Annotated in this window: 12 protein-coding genes and 1 pseudogene; 6 read left to right on the plus strand and 7 right to left on the minus strand. The window is 72.4% G+C overall.

Features of this window, described 5'->3' with window-relative positions:
- Position 1: 1 nt before the first annotated feature.
- Positions 2-985, minus strand: coding sequence for a zinc-dependent alcohol dehydrogenase (locus LADH09A_RS05410; protein WP_238643622.1), 984 nt, complete (start codon positions 983-985; stop codon positions 2-4).
- Between the two features lie 201 nt (positions 986-1186).
- Here LADH09A_RS05410 and LADH09A_RS05415 point away from each other — a divergent pair.
- Positions 1187-2563: pseudogene (locus LADH09A_RS05415) on the plus strand (choice-of-anchor A family protein); the annotation flags it as partial.
- Positions 2564-2668: 105 nt separating this feature from the next.
- Complete coding sequence (locus LADH09A_RS05420) at positions 2669-6037, plus strand: CLIPPER-2 domain-containing protein (protein WP_443677148.1); 3369 nt, start codon at positions 2669-2671, stop codon at positions 6035-6037.
- Between the two features lie 115 nt (positions 6038-6152).
- Here LADH09A_RS05420 and LADH09A_RS05425 read toward each other — a convergent pair whose 3' ends face one another.
- From LADH09A_RS05425 to LADH09A_RS05435, 3 genes are all read right to left on the minus strand, one after another.
- Complete coding sequence (locus LADH09A_RS05425) at positions 6153-6443, minus strand: hypothetical protein (protein ID WP_238643623.1); 291 nt, start codon at positions 6441-6443, stop codon at positions 6153-6155.
- Positions 6440-7315: an alpha/beta hydrolase gene (locus LADH09A_RS05430; RefSeq protein WP_238643624.1), complete on the minus strand. Its 876-nt coding sequence runs from the start codon at positions 7313-7315 to the stop codon at positions 6440-6442. The genes LADH09A_RS05425 and LADH09A_RS05430 overlap by 4 nt, the downstream gene beginning before the upstream one ends.
- 111 nt (positions 7316-7426) lie before the next feature.
- Positions 7427-8023 carry a helix-turn-helix domain-containing protein gene (locus LADH09A_RS05435; RefSeq protein ID WP_238643625.1) on the minus strand — a complete coding sequence of 199 codons (597 nt, stop codon included), beginning with the start codon at positions 8021-8023 and terminating at the stop codon, positions 7427-7429.
- A gap of 70 nt (positions 8024-8093) precedes the next feature.
- Between LADH09A_RS05435 and LADH09A_RS05440 the strand changes: the two genes are divergently transcribed.
- The 3 genes from LADH09A_RS05440 to LADH09A_RS05450 all read left to right on the plus strand — a co-directional run bounded on the left by LADH09A_RS05440 (position 8094) and on the right by LADH09A_RS05450 (position 13128).
- Positions 8094-9674 carry an FAD-dependent oxidoreductase gene (locus tag LADH09A_RS05440; protein WP_443677149.1) on the plus strand — a complete coding sequence of 527 codons (1581 nt, stop codon included), beginning with the start codon at positions 8094-8096 and terminating at the stop codon, positions 9672-9674.
- Between the two features lie 254 nt (positions 9675-9928).
- The gene (locus LADH09A_RS05445; protein ID WP_238643627.1) at positions 9929-11545 is read left to right on the plus strand and encodes a coiled-coil domain-containing protein; all 1617 of its coding nucleotides are present in this window, start codon (positions 9929-9931) and stop codon (positions 11543-11545) included.
- Positions 11546-11727: 182 nt separating this feature from the next.
- Positions 11728-13128, plus strand: coding sequence for an FAD-dependent oxidoreductase (locus LADH09A_RS05450; protein WP_238643628.1), 1401 nt, complete (start codon positions 11728-11730; stop codon positions 13126-13128).
- 39 nt (positions 13129-13167) lie between these two features.
- Here the strand turns inward: LADH09A_RS05450 and LADH09A_RS05455 are convergent, their stop codons facing one another.
- The 3 genes from LADH09A_RS05455 to LADH09A_RS05465 are packed head-to-tail and all read right to left on the minus strand — an operon-like array spanning position 13168 to position 15795.
- On the minus strand, positions 13168-13941 hold the full coding sequence (locus tag LADH09A_RS05455; RefSeq protein ID WP_238643629.1) for a nucleotidyltransferase domain-containing protein: 774 nt from the start codon (positions 13939-13941) through the stop codon (positions 13168-13170).
- A gap of 37 nt (positions 13942-13978) precedes the next feature.
- Positions 13979-15319 (minus strand): hypothetical protein, encoded by a 1341-nt coding sequence (locus LADH09A_RS05460; protein ID WP_238643630.1) that lies wholly within the window; start codon positions 15317-15319, stop codon positions 13979-13981.
- Positions 15320-15324: 5 nt separating this feature from the next.
- The gene (locus LADH09A_RS05465) at positions 15325-15795 is read right to left on the minus strand and encodes a hypothetical protein (RefSeq protein ID WP_238643631.1); all 471 of its coding nucleotides are present in this window, start codon (positions 15793-15795) and stop codon (positions 15325-15327) included.
- A 123-nt stretch (positions 15796-15918) separates the two neighbouring features.
- Between LADH09A_RS05465 and LADH09A_RS05470 the strand changes: the two genes are divergently transcribed.
- The gene (locus LADH09A_RS05470) at positions 15919-16764 is read left to right on the plus strand and encodes a copper resistance CopC family protein (RefSeq protein ID WP_238643632.1); all 846 of its coding nucleotides are present in this window, start codon (positions 15919-15921) and stop codon (positions 16762-16764) included.
- Positions 16765-16934 lie beyond the last annotated feature (170 nt).

Genomic DNA, 16934 nt, shown 5'->3' on the forward strand with positions numbered 1-16934 from the left:
GTCACTCCCCGTCGTCGTAGGTGATGAGGTGGCAGAGCGCGGGCAGGTCGCCCGTGCTCAGTCTGGACAGCACGTCGGGCAGCTCCGCGAACCGGGACGCGCCGGTGATCAGGGCGTCGAAGGCCGGGTCGTCGAGCAGGTCGAGGGCGAGCGCCAGCCGGTCGGCGTAGCTGCGCCGTCCCCGTCGGGCGGGTGCCACCATGCCGACCTGGCTGCTGCGGACGCTCAGTCGGCCGGAGTGGAAAGCGCCACCGAGCGACACCTGCACCTGCCGGTCGCCGTACCAGCTCAGCTCGATGACCGTGCCCTCCGGCGCCAGCAGGTCCAGCGAACGTTGCAGGCCGGCGCCGGTGGCGCTGGCGTGCACGACGAGGTCCCGGTCGCCGGTCGCGTCGCCCGGTTGGGCGAACTCGACGCCGAGCGCGCCGGCCACCCCGGCCCGCCGGGCGTCGGTGTCGACCAGCTCGACGTGCACGCCGGGGAAACGGGCCAGCAGCGCGGCGACACAGCAGCCCACCATGCCCGCGCCCACGACGGTGACCCGGTCGCCGACCAGCGGCGCCGCGTCCCACAGCGCGTTGACCGCGGTCTCCACCGTGCCGGCGAGCACCGCCCGGGCCGGGGGCACCCCGTCCGGCACGGGCACCACGGCGGTGGCCGGCACGACGTACGCGCTCTGGTGTGGGTGCAGACAGAAGACAGTGCGTCCGAGCAGGTCCGGCGGGCCCTGCTCGACCACGCCGACACTGAGGTAGCCGTACTTCACCGGGCCGGGGAAGTCACCCTCCTGAAAGGGCGCGCGCATGGCGGCGTGCTGGTCGGTGGGCACCCGGCCGGCGAAGACCAGCGTCTCGGTGCCCCGGCTGACCCCCGAGTAGCGGGCCCGGACCAGCACCTCGTCCGGGCCGGGGGCGGGCAGCGTCACCGGCCGGATCTCCGCCGCGCCGGGCTCACGCACCCAGCAGGCGTACGCCTCGCGGTTCACCGTCGCGCACCTCACCTCTTACTCCGGGCCGCACCGAACGGCCAGGTTTCCGTGCCCTCTCGCGGGTTGTCGATCATAAACACGAAGCGGAGGTGTCCACAGTTCGAAGGTCACCGCCCGGACCGGTAATCGGACAAAAGCCTCATAGCTGCGCTTTTGCCCCGATACGCTCCCCTGGCACATTCGATCAACGGGGGCGTGATGAGGATTTCGTGGTGGGGCAGCCGCAGGTCACGAGCGGCGGCGATAGCCGCCGTCGGTGGCGTACTGGCGGTCAACGGTCTGCTGGTGCCGGCGCCCACCGCGCCCACCCGGATCAACCCGGTGCTGGCCGCTGTGGACGAGGCCATCGGACCGGTCGACCCGGTCGCCGCAGCGCTGAGCTTCGGTGTGATGACCGAGGGCAACGCCACGGTGAACAACGACGAGAACGAGGGAACCCTCGCCGTCGGCGGCGATCTCACCTTCGGCACGTACCAACTGGCCGGGGCGAGCGCCGGGTCGTTCGTGGTGCCCGGCGACGCCAACCCGAGCGCCCTGGTCGTGGGTGGACGGGTGAACTTCGCCGGCAGCACCGGTGGCAGCCGACTCCAGGTGCTCTCCAACGGCTACGCCAAGGTCGGCAACCTGACCGGCACCTTCGTCCGCGACACCGACAACAACGGCGCACAGGTCAACACCCGGATCCTGCCGGCGAACGACTACGACGCCTCGCCCCGGGTGGAGCTGGTCACCCGGCAGCCGGTCGCCAGCGTCGGCCCGACCTCGCCGATCAACTTCGCCGGAGCCTTCGCCGCCTTCCGGGACACCACGGCCGGCCTGGCCACCTGCGACAACACGGTGGTGCTCCGGACGCCGACCGGTGACGTGCTGCCCCGACCGATCCCACCAGGCAGCAACGCGGTCGTCACGTTGACCCCGGGCGTGACCAACGTGCTCAACCTGAGCGCCGCCGACCTGGCCAACATCCAGATCCTGACCTTCGCCAGCCAGCCGACCGCCGACACCCCGTTGCTGGTCAACGTGGACACCAGCGGCGTGGGCAACACCTTCGCCTGGACCGCCCCGAACTTCGCCGGCATCGGCGGCCAGCAGGCGCGCTACGTCCTGTTCAACTTCCCGACGGCCACCGCGCTCACCCTCACCCCGAACGCCGCCACCGTCGAGGGCACCATCTACGCCCCCAACGCCAGCCTCACCGACCTCTCCTCCAGCAACACCGAGGGCAGCGTCATCACCCGTACGTTGGACCACCGCGGCGGCGAGATCCACTACTTCCCGTTCAGCACCACCCTCGCCTGCGAGGGTGCCACGCCGGCCGACATCGCCCTGGTCAAGTCCTCGACCACCACGCTGATCACCAGCGTGGGCCAGCAGGTGCCGTACTCGTTCCACGTGGTCAACACCGGCGGCGTCCCGCTGACCAACATCAGCGTCGACGACGTGCAGACCCCGCCGTCGTCCAACGCCAACCTCGGCCCGATCACCTGCGCCGCCACCACCCTCGCGCCCGGCACGCAGACCGCCTGCACGGCCACCTACACCGTCACCCAGGCCGACCTGGACAACGGCGGCGTCACCAACGTCGCCACCGCCCGCGGGACCCCGCCCACCGGTCCACCGGTGCTCTCCGAACCGGAGACCCTGACCATCCCGGCGCAGACGCTCGCCGCCGCCGTCACGGTGGTGAAGTCGTCCACCACCACGTCGATCACGTCGGTCGGGCAGCAGGTTCCGTACCGGTTCCTGGTCGTCAACGCGGGCGGGCTCACCCTCACCGACATGGCCGTCACCGACGTGCAGACCCCGCCGTCGTCCAACGCCAACCTCGGCCCGATCACCTGCCCGGTCACCACCCTCGTACCCGGTGCGAGCACGACCTGCACCGCGACCTACACCGTCACCCAGGCCGACCTGGACAACAACGGCGTCACCAACGTCGCCACCGCCCGCGGAACCCCGCCCGGCGGCGGCACGCCGGTCACCTCGCCGCCCTCGACGCTGACCATCCCCGAGGCGGGCCTGGTCGCGGCGATCGCCATCATGAAGACCTCGACCACCACGTCGATCACGACGGTCGGACAGCAGGTTCCGTACCAGTTCCACGTGCTGAACACCGGCGGGCTCACCCTGACCGGCGTGAACGTCACCGACGTGCAGACCCCGCCGTCGTCCAACGCCAACCTCGGCCCGATCACCTGCGCCGCCACCACTCTCGCCCCGGGCGCGCAGACCCTGTGCACCGCCACCTACACCGTCACCCAGGCCGACCTCGACAACGACGGCGTCACCAACGTCGCCACCGCGCACGGCACGCCGCCCGGCGGCGGCACACCGGTCGACTCTGCGCCCGCGACGCTGACCATCCCGGAGAGCGGCCTGGTCGCCACCATCGCGATCATGAAGACCTCCACCACCGCGACGATCACGACGGTCGGACAGCAGGTCCCGTACCAGTTCCACGTCGTCAACACCGGTGGGTTCACCCTCACCGACGTGAGCGTCACCGACGTACAGACCCCACCGTCGTCCAACGCCAACCTCGGCCCGATCACCTGCCCGGTCACCACCCTCGCGCCGGGCGCGACGACGACCTGCACCGCCACGTACACCGTCACGCAGGCCGACCTGGACTTCGGTTCGGTCCGGGACAGCGCGACCGCGCAGGGCACACCGCCCGGCGGCACCCCCGTGCAGTCGCCGCCGGCGACGCTGACCATCCCGGGTGACGTGGTCGTTCCCCGCATCTCGTTGGTCAAGTCGTCGACCACCACGACGATCACGTCGGTCGGGCAGCAGGTCCCGTACCAGTTCCTGGTCGCCAACACCGGTGGTGTGACGCTCAACGGGGTCAACGTCACCGACGTGCAGACACCGCCGTCGTCCAACGCCAACCTCGGCCCCATCACCTGCCCGGCCACCACCCTCGCCCCGGGGGCGTTCACCACCTGCACCGCCACGTACACCGTCACCCAGGCCGACCTCGACAACGACGAGGTCGCCGACACCGCCACCGCGCACGGCACACCGGCCGGCAGTGACACACCGATCGACTCGGCACCGTCGGCGCTGATCATCCCGGCAGCCGACCTGATCCAGTCGATCTCGATCCTGAAGTCGTCCACCACCACCTCCATCAACACGGTGGGGCAACAGGTGCCCTACCGGTTCCTGGTGGCCAACACCGGCACCGTGACGCTGTCGTCCGTGAACGTCACCGACGTGCAGACACCGCCGTCGTCCAACGCCAACCTCGGCCCCATCACCTGCCCGGCCACCACCCTGGCCCCGGGTGAGTTCACCGCCTGCACGGCGACGTACACCGTCACGCAGGCCGACCTGGACAACAACGGGGTCACCGACGTCGCCACCGCCCGCGGCACACCCCCCGGCGGCGGCACGCCGGTCACCTCACCGCCCTCGACGCTGACCATTCCGGACGCGGGCGTCGTCGCCGCCATCCAGATCGTGAAGACCTCCACGACGGTGGCGGTCAACCTGGTCGGACAGCAGGTCCCGTACCGGTTCCACGTGGTCAACACCGGCGGGCTCACACTGACCGACGTCAACGTCACCGACGTGCAGACACCGCCGTCGTCCAACGCCAACCTCGGCCCGATCACCTGCGCGGTCACGACGCTCGCGCCGGGTGCGAGCACCACCTGCACGGCGACGTACACCGTGACCCAGGCCGACCTGGACAACGAAGGGGTCACCAACGTCGCGACCGCGCACGGCACCCCACCGGGCGGGGGTACGCCGGTCAACTCGCCGCCGTCGACCCTGACCATCCCGGAGATCGGTCTGGTCGCCGCCATCGAGGTGATCAAGTCGTCGACCACCGTGGCGATCACCGCACCCGGTCAGGAGGTGCCGTACACCTTCCTGGTCGTCAACACCGGCGGCTTCACCCTCACCGGGGTGACCGTCAACGACACCGTGCTGCCGCCGTCGGAGCCGGCCGGGCTCGGGCCGATCACCTGCGGACCGCAGGACATCCCGAACGGCGAGGTGACGTTGTCACCGGGCGCCTCCATCCAGTGCCGGGCGACGTACACGGTGACGGCGGCGGACTTCGCCGGCTCGTCGCTGCGCAACGCCGCCACCGCCACCGGTACGCCTCCGTTCGGTCCGCCGCCGGTCTCACCGCCGTCCCCGCTGGACATCCCGATCCCGCACCCGGCGATCGCCATCACCAAGTCGGTCACGCCCACCGTGGTGTCCGCGGCCGGTGACGTGGTCACGTACCAGTTCGTGGTGCGCAACACCGGCAACACCCCGCTGAGCGCCGTGACGGTCGACGAGACCGACTTCTCCGGCACCGGAGCGCCCGGTGCGATCACCTGCGGCACCCCGCCGGTGGCCAACGGCGACGTCACCCTGCCGGCCGGGGGCAGCACCACCTGCACGTCGCGCTACACGGTCACCGCGGCCGACATCGAGGCCGGCCGGATCACCAACACGGCCGTGGCCGCCGGCACGCCGCCGACCATTCCCGGTCAGCAGCCACCGACACCGGTCCGCTCGGGGCCGGCCACCGCCGAGGTGACGGCCACCCGCGGCGCGGCGATCACCGTGGTGAAGTCGAGCAGCACCGACAAGATCAGCCGGCCGGGTCAGCAGGTGCCGTTCCAGTTCGTGGTGACCAACACCGGCCAGGTGGCGCTGACCGGCGTGACGGTCACCGACACCCTGACCGCGCCGGCCTCGCCGACCAACCTCGGCCCGATCACCTGCGGTCCGGAGCGGACACCGAACGGCGCCGTCACGCTGGCCGCCGGCGCCGCCGTGACCTGCACGGCCACGTACACGGTCAGCAAGGCCGACTACCACCACGGCTCGCTGCGCAACACCGCGACGGCCACCGGCATGCCGCCGGACGGCCCGGCGCCGGTCTCCCCCGAGTCCACCATCACCATCCCGGTGAAGGGCAAGCTCCCGGTGACCGGTGACTCCTTCCCGATCGGCGGGTGGATGAGTGCCGGCGTGCTGGCGGTGCTCCTCGGCGCCGCACTGCTGCTGGTCGTACGGCAGCGCAGGCTCCGCGCCTAGCGCGCGGGTGATCGCGAGGGTCGGACCGGAGGGGAACCGGTCCGGCCCTCGTGGTACGTCGGCACCCCCGGCGCACCACACGGACGCGCGCCGAGTCGGCGCGGCAGTCGCACGGTCAGCCAAGACCGCCGTGGGCAGCCCACAGCACGCTGGCGCGGCTGGCGGCCTGGTCGACGAGCGCGGCCAGCTCCGGTCTGTCCGGCAGCGGGAAGGACACGTACGTGCCGCGACCGCCGCCGGTGGGTCGGCCGTACGCCTTCGCGGCCAGCCGCCCGTCCGGGAGGAGTCGGACGTTCAGCGTCGTCAGCAGGAACTCCTCACCGCGCCGTACGTCGGTCCAGCGGAGCCCTTCCGGGATCGTGACGTTGATGGCCAGGGCGCTCACCTCGGGAACGTCGCTGCTCATGCGCCCATGCTCTCGCCCCGGTTGGCCGCCGGGCCCGGCGCTAGGACCCGGGCGAAGAACGCCAGGCTGTCGCGGACCACAGGCTCCAGCGGCACCCCGCCGAAGCAGTGGTCGGCGCCGGGCACCACCGACAACTCGACCTCGGCGCCCACCGCGCCCAGTGCGGTGGCAAGCTCCTCGCTCTGCCCGACCGGTACGACCACATCCTGGTCACCGTGGACCAGCAGCATGGGCGGGGCCTGCGCGGTGACGTAGGTGACCGGACTGGCCGCCCGGCCCAGCTCCGGGTGCTCGGTCAACGCCGCGCCGATCAGCAGGGACTCGGGTGAGTCCGCCGCGTCGTGGTCGATCGTCGCGGACGGGTGTGCCTGCGACTGCATGGTCAGCAGGTTCGACGGCGCGTACCAGCAGACCGCCGCCGCGACCCGGCTGTCGTCCTGGTTCTTCCCGGTCAGCGCGAGCATCGAGGCCAGGTGCCCACCGGCCGACTCGCCCCACACGCCGATCCGCTCACGGTCCACGCTCACCTGGTCGCCGTGCCGGCGGAGCCAGCGCACCGCCGCCTTGACGTCGTCGAGCTGGGCGGGAAACGGCGCCTCACCGCTGAGCCGGTACTGCGCGGAGGCAACCGCGAATCCCGCTTCGATGGCGGCGGTGAACGGGTCCACCTCCATCAGCCAGCCCGCCGGCTGCTTGGGCGAGCCGAACAGCCACGCGCCCCCGTGGATCCACACCAGGACCGGGACGGGACCGGAGGCCTCGACCGGCACGACAAGGTCCACTGTCAGCGGGCGGTAACCCGGCACCTCGTTGACGACGATGTCGCGGTGCTCGATCCGGTCTCTCCGGTGCTTGCGTGCCGCATCGGTCATCGCGCCATCCTCGCACCGGCGACCCCGGGCGTGTCGACCCGAGCGGGCCGGGCAGGTACCGGCCATCGACCTCGGGGTGTTCCGGACCCGAATCCCCGGAACCCGAGTTGATCACTGTTGCTTGTCGGGCGCGCTGGGGCGGGCCCGCACGTGCAGCCGCTCCCCCTGCGGCCCGTACAGACTGAGGGCCTCGGCGGTGCCGGGGCCGGGGTTGAGGACAAGGTGCGGGACCCGGGTGTCGAACTCGGCCACCTCTCCCGGAGTCAGCATCAGATCGTGCTCGCCGAGCAGCAGGCGCAACCGGCCGGACAGCACGTAGAGCCACTCGTACCCCTCATGGGTTTGCGGGGTCCGCTCCCCCGCGGACGGATCCGGCGGGAAGATCTGCTTGAACGCCTGCAAACCGCCCGGTCGGCGGGTCAGCGGCAGGAACGTGATGCCGTGGATGACGATCGGCTTGGGGTGTACGCGGGGGTCACCGGTGACCGGGGCGTCGACCAGTTCGTCCAGCGCCACCCGGTACGCGCGGGCCAGCGGGAGCAGTAGCTCCAGGGTGGGCCGGCGGTTGCCGGATTCCAGCCGGGACAGGGTGCTCACCGAGATGCCGGTGAGGTCGGCGAGCTGGGTCAGCGTGATCGCGCGTTGGTTGCGCAGGGCACGCAGCCGGGGGCCGACGGCCGCCAGCGCGGCGGTGTCCTCGTTTGCCATAACGGCAAGGATAGTTGCCACCTTGCCGGTGGCGACGCATGGTGGGCTCAGCCGACAGAGATCAGAGGAGATACCGGTGGACGAGACATATGACGTGGTGGTGGTGGGCGGCGGCGCCGCGGGGCTCAGCGGAGCCCTGGCGCTGAGCCGGGCCCGACGGTCGGTGCTGGTGATCGACTCCGGTGAGCCGCGCAACGCGCCGGCCGACCGGGTGCACAACTACCTGGGCCGGGAGGGCACGCCGCCGGGCGAGCTGCTGGCGGTCGGGCGGGCCGAGGTCGCCGAGTACGGCGGGCAGTTCCACACCGGCCGGGTGGAGGAGGTGACCCGCGACGACGACGGGTTCCGACTCGGCCTCGACGGCGGCGATTCGGTGCGCGCCCGCCGGCTGTTGGTGACCACCGGGCTGACCGACGAGCTGCCCGACGTGCCCGGTCTGGCCCAGCGCTGGGGGCGCGACGTGCTGCACTGCCCGTACTGCCACGGCTGGGAGGTCCGCGACCAGCGGATCGGCATCCTGGCGACCGGGCCGTTCGCCGTGCACCAGGCCGAGATGTGGCGACAGTGGAGCTCCGACGTGCTGCTCCTGCTGCACGACGTCCCCGCACCGGACGCGGAGGCCGCCGAGCGGCTCGCCGCCCGGGGCATCGCGGTGGTCCCGGGCCCGATCGCCGAGATCGAGGTGACCGGGGACGCGCTGAGCGGCGTACGGCTGGCCGACGGCCGGGTGGTGGCGCTCGACGCGGTGGTGGTCGCCACGCGGCTGACCCCCCGCTCCGGCCTGCTGGTGGGCCTGGGCCTGGCCCCGGAGGAGGTGACGATGGGCGAACACGTCATCGGCGCCCAGGTCCCGGCCGACCCCACCGGCGCGACGAGCGTCCCGGGTGTCTGGGTGGCGGGCAACGTGGCCGACATCCGCGGCCAGGTGATCACGTCCGCCGCGGCCGGTCTCACCGCCGGCGCGGCGATCAACGCCGACCTGACCGCCGAGGAAACCCAGGCAGCGGTCGCCGCGTACCGGCAGGTGGTGGCCACCGCGTTCGAGGAGCCGGCGTGGGAGGAGCGCTACCAGTCCCGGCCGTCGGTCTGGAGTGGTCGGCCGAACCCGCAGCTGGTCGCCGAGGTCGCGGACCTGCCCCCGGGGCGCGCGCTGGACGTGGGCAGCGGGGAGGGCGCCGACGCGCTGTGGCTGGCCGAACGTGGCTGGCAGGTCACGGCGGTGGACATCTCCACCACCGCGCTGGACCGGGCCGCCGCGCATGCCGAAACCGCCGGCGTCGGTGGTCGGATCGAGTTCACGCACGCCGACCTGCGTGACAAGCCGCCCGCCGAGGAGGCGTACGACCTGGTGTCCGCGCAGTTCATGCACCTGCCGCCGGTGCAGCGGCAGGAGTTGTTCGCCCGGTTGGCCGCGGCGGTGGCACCGGGCGGGGTTCTGCTGATCGTCGGGCACCACCCGTCGGATCTGTGGACGACGGCGCGCCGGATGCACATGCCGGACATGATGTTCACCGCGGAGGACGTGGCCGCCACCCTGGACCCGTCGCGCTACGAGGTGCTGACCGCCGAGGCCCGCCCCCGCGCCGCCACCAACCAGAACGGCGAACAGATCACGATCCACGACGCGGTCCTGGTAGCACGCCGCCGCTAAACCGCCGCCCGCCGCCGTCGACCATGGAGTTGTGGTGCCGGAAACATGGTAGTCCGCCACCTTTGTCACCCACCACAACTCCATGATCGACGCATGAGGGGGGCGTACGGGGGGCGGCCGGGCGTGGAGACGTGAGAGGTGGTGGGGCGGGACTTCGCATCAGCGCGGCTCGGCGGTAGCGTTGCGCCACACTGACGGCCCGCGGGGCAGGCGACCGCCGACCCTCACGCCCCCACTCGTACGGAGGATGGTGCATGTCCATTGGCGCTGAGCCGCGCGCAGGACGCGACGATGCGGCCTCGCGGCCACACTTCGAGCTCACCCTGCGTGGCTACGACAAACGCCAGGTGGACCGGCACCTGGAGCAGCTCGACGGTCAGATCGCGATGCTCAGTGGGGAGCATGGGCGTTCCGCCGTTCGGGTCCGTGAACTGACCGCCGAGGTGCAGCGACTGCGTACCGAACTGGCCGACCTTCAGGAGCAACCGGTGCAGGTGGACCGCGCGACGATCCACGATCTGGGCCCGATGGTCGCCGAGATCATGACGCTCGCCGACAAGCAGGCAGCCATGATCATCGAGTCGGCCACCGACCGGGCGAACGAGCTGCGCAGCGAGTCGGAGCGCATCCTCGCCGACACCCGGGAGCGGGCCGCGCAGTCACGCCAGGACCTGGCGGAGGAGTTGGCGACCCGGCGTACCGAGCAGGAGCAGGCGCACGAGGAGCGGCGCACCCTGGCCGAGGCCGAGTTGACCGCGATCCGCGAGCACGCGGAGCAGTTGCGCGCCGACGGTGAGGCCGCGCACGAGCGCGCCCAGCACGAGGCGAAGCGGATCACCGAACAGAGCGCGCAGCAGCTCAACCAGACCCGGGTCGCCGCCGACGCGTTGATGAAGTCGGCCCGCACCCAGATCCAGCAGGAACTCCAGTCGGCCCGCGCGAAGAACCAGCAGGAGATGGCCCAGTGGCAGGCCAACGTGGAGCGCGAGGTCAACGAGCGACGGACCGCCGCCGAGCGGGACATCGCCGAGCAGCAGGCCGCCGCTGAGCAGGAGCTCGCCGAGCAGAGCAGCGCGACCGAGCAGCAGATCGCCGCCCTGCTGGCCGAAGCGCAGCAGCACGTGACCGAGCTGCGCAACCGCGCCGACGAGCAGGCCGCCAGCCACCAGCAGCAACTCACCGCCCTCCAGCAGGAGATCGAGGAGCGCCAGCAGGAGGCCAGCGCGCTGCACACCGAGCTGGACACCGGCCGCCAGCAGCTCGCCGAGATCCGCGAGGAGGGCGAGACGCTGGAGAACGAGCTGTCGAGGATGCAGCAGCGGCTCAGCGAGGTCCGCCGTGATCTCACCGCCGAGAGCGCCCGGCTGGAAGAAGCCCGACGAGCGGGGGACTCCGCCGAGCGGCACGCCAAGGACGTACGCGCCCGGGTGCAGCGGGAGGCGAAGCGGGTGGCCGACCTGGCCGCCGCCGCGGTCATGGCCGCGGCTGCCGGCGGCACGGAGACCGCCGAGTACCCGATGGTGGGTTCCCGTTCCAGTTTCGATCGACCCAGCGCCGAGCGTTCCCCCACCGACCGGGCCGCTGAGGTGCGGGCCGAGGGCGACCGGCCTGGCGACGAGTCCGCCGCCGATCGGTCCGGCGGCGACCACTCCGACGCCGAGCGCTCCCACCGACCGGCCAACCTGGACGAGCAGGTGGCCGCGCCCGCCGACCGGCCGGCTCCCGCGGACGCGCCCGCCGACCAGTCGGCTCCCGCCGACGCGCCCGCCGACGAGGCCGAGCGGATCTTCACCCGGCCCGACGCCCCGACGCCCGTGCCGTTCCTGGCCTTCGGGCAGCCGGTCAGCGAGAACGGCGCCGCCCGGCACTGACCTCGGTAGCGGTCGACCCGGACGCACGCGCCCCGCACTACCCGGGACGACCTCGACGGCGCTCGACCCCGGGGATTCTCGGCCGAACCGGGCCGGCGTCTTCCGCGGAGCTGGCAGGCTGGGCTGGCCGCCGCGCACCAGCGGCGGCCGCCGGCCTGCCCGGCGACCGAGAGGAGCACCCGGTGACCGACCGACCGGAGGAGTTCGACCTGCTCGTGGTGGGCGGCGGCAAGGCCGGAAAGACGTTGAGCATGGACGTCGCACGGTCCGGGCAGCGGGTCGCCATGGTCGAACGCGGCATGATCGGCGGCAGCTGCATCAACGTCGCCTGCATCCCGACGAAGGCGCTGGTGACCAGCGCGCGGGCGGCCCGCCTGCTGCGGGACGCGTCCGCGCTCGGCCTGGTCGTCGAGGGTGGCCGGGTCGACGTGGACCTGCTGCGCGCGCACAAGCAGGACGTCGTCGAGGGGATGGTGGCCGCCAACCGGCAGCAGTTCCTCGACTCCGGCCTGCACCTGGTGATCGGTGAGGCCCGGTTCGTCGGCCCCCGCACCGTACGGGTGTCGCTCGCCGACGGCGGTGAGCGACTGTTGCGCGGCGACGACGTGGTCATCAACACGGGTACGCGTCCGCACCTGCCGTCGGTGCCCGGGCTGGCCGAGGCCGGGGTGCTGACCAGCGACAGCCTCCTGCACCTGCACCTGGACCGACTGCCGGGCCGGCTGGTGGTGCTCGGCGGCGGCACCGTCGGGGTGGAGTTCGCGCAGATGTTCGCGTCGTTCGGCAGCGCGGTGACGCTGATCGAGGGCGGCCCGCGACTGCTCACCCGCGAGGATCCCGACGTGAGTGACGCGGTGATGCGCGTCTTCGTCGACGACGGCATCGACGTACGGGTGGGCGTCGCGGTGGCCCGGGTCGACCGCGACGACGACGACACGGTCCGGGTGACGCTGGACGACGGCAGCCTGGTGATCGGGGACGACGTGCTGGTGGCGGCCGGTCGAGCGCCGGTCACCGATGGGCTCGGCCTGGACGCCGCCGGGGTGCGCCTCAGCGAACGGGGCTTCGTGCAGGTCGACGAGTACCTGCGCACCAGCGCCGAGCGGACCTGGGCCGCCGGAGACGTCGCCGGCAGTCCGCAGTTCACGCACGTTTCGCTGGACGACTACCGGATCATCAGGGCGAACCTCGCGGGTGGACAGCGCAGCACCGCCGACCGGTTGATCCCGTACACGGTCTTCACCACCCCGGAGCTGGCCCGGGTCGGGCTCACCGAGACCGAGGCGCGCCGCGCCGGGTACGACGTCCAGGTCGCCCACCTGCCGGTCGCCGCGATCCCCCGGGCCCGCACCCTGCGCCAGACCAAGGGCATGTGGAAGGCGGTCATCGACGCCAGCACCGACCGGATCCTCGGCGCGGCACTGCTCGGCGCCGAGGCCGCTGAGGTGATCACCTCGGTGCAGTTGGCGATGCTCGCCGGGATGCCGTGGACCGACCTGCGCGACGCCGTCATCACCCACCCGACCATGACCGAGGGTCTCAACCTGCTCTTCGCCTCGTTGCAGCCCAGCCCGGTCCGCTGACCGTCCACGCGCCAGCGCCAGCTACGGCTACGGCTACGGCTACGGCTGGGCGGCGATCTCGTCGCGTACCCGTTGTTGGAAGGCGCGGGCCTGTGCGCCGGTGGGCGGCGGCCCGCCGTGCCGGGCGGCGATGGCCTGGCCGATCACCTCGGCCCGGTCACCGGCGTCGACCAGTCGTTGACCGGCCGCCGCCTTCGCCAGCCAGACGCCGTCGCGGTGTCGCACCAGCGACCGGCACGCGCCGAGCACCGCGTCCTCCGTGCCGGGCGCGGGTTGGTCTCCCGGCGGTGTCGGCAGGGCCAGCCACCAGGACAGCGCCTCGATGAGCAGTCGGCGCAGATCGGTCGGCGTGAGGTCGGCGAAGACGTCCCCCGCTGGCGGCCCGAGCAGCGGCAGCCCGCTCTGGTGCAGGATGCTGCGGTCCAGTCCGTACCAGAAGCGGCCGTCGGCGGCCGGCCGGTCGGCGGGGTCGAGGGTGCACCGGAACGGCATGCCGGGCCCGGTGTTGATCTCGACCTCGAAACCGGGTTCCGGGGTGCCCGAGGCGGCTACGGCCCGGTCGTAGGCGACCAGCTCCAGCCCGCGCGCCGGGCAGGGCAGCGCCTCGTGCCGCAGCCGCGCCACCAACGACCGCTTGGCGGTCCCGGTGAGCGGGCCGGCGCTGACCACCGCCACGTCCACGTCGCTGCGGCCGGCCTGGTACGCCCCGAGCCCCACCGAGCCGGCCGCGTACGCGCCGACCAGGTCGGCCCCGAGGACGTCACGGGCGGCGGTCACCAGGTCCTCGAGGTAACGCTGAAGATCGGAGTCCACGGGCCATCATGACGCACGGGTCGGAGCCCGGCGGGGACTACCCCGCGTAGAGCAGCAGCAGACCGGCGACGGTGTACGCGACCATGAGGGCCAGCAGTGGCAGTTGGCCGGCCACGGCCCGGGCCCGGGGGAACAGGTACAGGGCGCGGTCGTGGGCCAGCAGCGTGCCGAGCAGGTGCCCGAGGATGATGACGGTGATCTGGAGGGTGGCCACCCCGGAGGGCGTGACCAGCCCGGTGTGCGGTTCCCAGCCGGCGGTGCCGAGCCAGTTGGCGCCGGTGCCCAGCGGGTCGGAGAGCAGCGCGACGGTGCGCTGACCTTCCAGGATCAGCAGCGAGTAGTAGTGCGCCACCACGTAGCCCACCGTGATGGGCACGATCGAGTGGGCGATCTCGCCGGGCACGCGTCGGGCGTCGGCCGGGTCGGCGCGACCGATGCGCGCGGCGGCTCCGGTGGCGGCGAGATAGGCCACCGCGACGGCGGCGATGACCAGGGTCAGCCCGGCGCTGCCGGTGACGGCCGGGTGCAGGCCGTTCTCCTGACTGAACCGCAGCCAACCGGGTGCGTTGGAGAGGCTGTCGTACATGGTGGAGCCGAGCAGCACGACCACCACGGCGACGAGCCCGGGGCGGGGCCGCAGACCGGCGATCCCGTCGAGCGGGTTGCGCCACACCAGCACGCCGTCGGCGGCCCGGCCGATCGGGGCGAGCTGACCGATCAGGTCGCTGTACGTCTCGAACGGGTCGGCGTGCGCGAACCAGCGGGCACCGAACACCACCGCGCCGGCCAGCATGACCAGCGCGTACGCGGCGAGCCAGGCGGTGATCACCGGCAGGGTGGCGCGGTCGGGTGCGACCAGTTCCAGCCAGAGGAAGCCGAACAGGGTTGCGGCGGCCGGCCACCACCCCACGCCGGCCGGCAGCTCACGGACCCCCCGGTCCGGGTCGCGCCTCGCGGCCAGCGCCGCCAGCAGGTGCACCGTACGCAGCGGGTTGACCGCTCGCCAGACCGGGCCGAACAGCAGCGACAGCGGTGCCAGCCCGACCCAGAGCAGCACGTAGAGCGCGCCGGCGGTCGGGTTGTCCGGGGTGTCCGGCCCGCCGAGCAGACCCAGGCAGAACCAGGCGGCCGCGAGCAGGCCGAGCACCCGCAGCGCCCACCGGAAGGTGGACGCGTCGACGAGTCGGGCGAGCCGTCGCGGCACCGGTCGGCCTCCGGTCGCGCCGCGGTCGAGCCGAGGCTCGCGCCAGAGCAGACCCAGGGCGAGGAAGGTGACGACGAGGGTCAGCGCGGCGGCGACGACGAGCTGCGGCAGCGTGATCGGCAGATCCTGTCGACCACCGACGCCGTGTGCCAGCAGCGTGGGAGCGGCGGTCATGCCGCTCAGCGGACGACGAGCTGGAACAGCACCAGCTCGGTCTCGTGTGTCTCCACCTCGAACAGCCCGGTCCTGTCGGCCCGGAACTCCACCGACCCGGGAGTGCCGGCCGGCAGTCGAGCGCCCAGGTCGTAGCCGTGCACGTGCAGTTCGTCGGACACGTCGGAGGTGACCGTGATCCGGACCAGCTCGCCCCTGTCCACGGTGATCCGTCCGGTCGGTGGATCGATCCGCCGTTTCGCGATCGTCACGGTGATCACCCGGTCCACGGCCGGGGTGCTGGCGGCGGTGCTGGGGGTGGCGCTGACCACCGGGGTCGGCGCGGTGGCGGCGCTCGGTGGCGCGGTGGACGTCGGTGCCGCCGAGGGGGTGGCGACGGAGGGGTCGTCGTCCTGGCCGCACCCGGCGAGGAGCAGGGCGGCGAGGGCGGCGGCGAGGGCCGCGCAGGTGCGGCCGGTGGGGGTACGGACGAACACGGGCGGGCTCCGAACGACGCGAGGGGGACGGGTGTCGGTTGATCGTCGGGGATGAGAACTGTACGTCTTGTTCGGCGGCGGGGATATGACCATGATGAACCAATGCGATCGAGGCTCGTCACTATGTGTCACATTCTGAGCCGCACCCTGGCGACCCTGGCGGCGACGGTGGCGGTATCGCTGTTGCTGCCGGTCGCGCCGGCGTCCGCGCACGGCCAGTTGGCGACCAGCACCCCGTTGACCGGCACCGTCGTGCGCGAGCCGCTGACGCAGCTGGGGTTGTACTTCACCGAGAAGCCGGCCTCGAACGCCCACTTCACCGTGACCGGGCCGGACGGGTCGCGAGTGGACAACGGCTGGTCGTACGGCGAGCCGAAGCGCCTGGACAAGCCGGTCCAGGAGTACTTCATGGTCAACGGTGTGTTCGAGCCGCGGCTCTACCACACCGGCTTCCCGGCCATGGTCACCGTCGCCCACTGGCCGGCGAAGGGTCGCTACACCGCCAGCTACCTCTCCGTCGCCTCGGACGGTGAGGCGGTGCGGGGCACCGTCACCTTCGACTACCAGGGGTCGAGCACGCCGGCACCGGCCGGTTGGGTGGTGCCCACGGCGGGGCCGGACGCGACACTACTCGCCCAGGCCGAGGGCGGGGGGTCGGCGAGCCCGGGGGCCACCGGCGGCCCGGCGGACGCCACCGGGGCCGCGGCGAGCGATCCGGCTGGCGCAGCCGAGGATCAGCGGGACGGCGGCTTCCCGGCCTGGCTGGTCCCGGCCCTGATCGTCGTCGTGGTCTCCGCAATCGTGCTGGTGGCGGCACGCCGTCGACCGGCCACACCGGGAGGCACCACGCCGAGCCGTCGGCCCGCCGGCGCAGCGGGCCGGGGCACTGCCGCCACCCGCAGGCCCACCAACCCGACTCGGAAGACCGGCAACCGAACCGGTGGTCGGGAGCGGCGCGGACAGCGATAGCCGCCGAGACAGCCGGGCATTCCTCGCGTACCGTCTCGAACTTTCGTACAGACGTGAGGAACTTTTGATGCATCGAGGCGAAGCCATGGACAGCCCAATCGAAACGCCTTAATGTCTCGATCCATCCACCCGGTGTTTCCGCAACGTCACTCGTCGGCGTCGAGGACGTT

Origin of the sequence: Micromonospora cabrerizensis (genome assembly GCF_022230955.1) — a bacterium.
Lineage (GTDB): Bacteria > Actinomycetota > Actinomycetes > Mycobacteriales > Micromonosporaceae > Micromonospora > Micromonospora cabrerizensis.

Bases quoted from the DNA above. Each gene is read 5' to 3' on its own strand.
- LADH09A_RS05425 (WP_238643623.1), bottom strand. From the start codon at position 6,443: ATGAGCAGCGACGTTCCCGAGGTGAGCGCCCTGGCCATCAACGTCACG.
- LADH09A_RS05430 (WP_238643624.1), bottom strand. From the start codon at position 7,315: ATGACCGATGCGGCACGCAAGCACCGGAGAGACCGGATCGAGCACCGC.
- LADH09A_RS05435 (WP_238643625.1), bottom strand. From the start codon at position 8,023: ATGGCAAACGAGGACACCGCCGCGCTGGCGGCCGTCGGCCCCCGGCTG.
- LADH09A_RS05445 (WP_238643627.1), top strand. From the start codon at position 9,929: ATGTCCATTGGCGCTGAGCCGCGCGCAGGACGCGACGATGCGGCCTCG.
- LADH09A_RS05460 (WP_238643630.1), bottom strand. From the start codon at position 15,319: ATGACCGCCGCTCCCACGCTGCTGGCACACGGCGTCGGTGGTCGACAG.
- LADH09A_RS05470 (WP_238643632.1), top strand. From the start codon at position 15,919: ATGTGTCACATTCTGAGCCGCACCCTGGCGACCCTGGCGGCGACGGTG.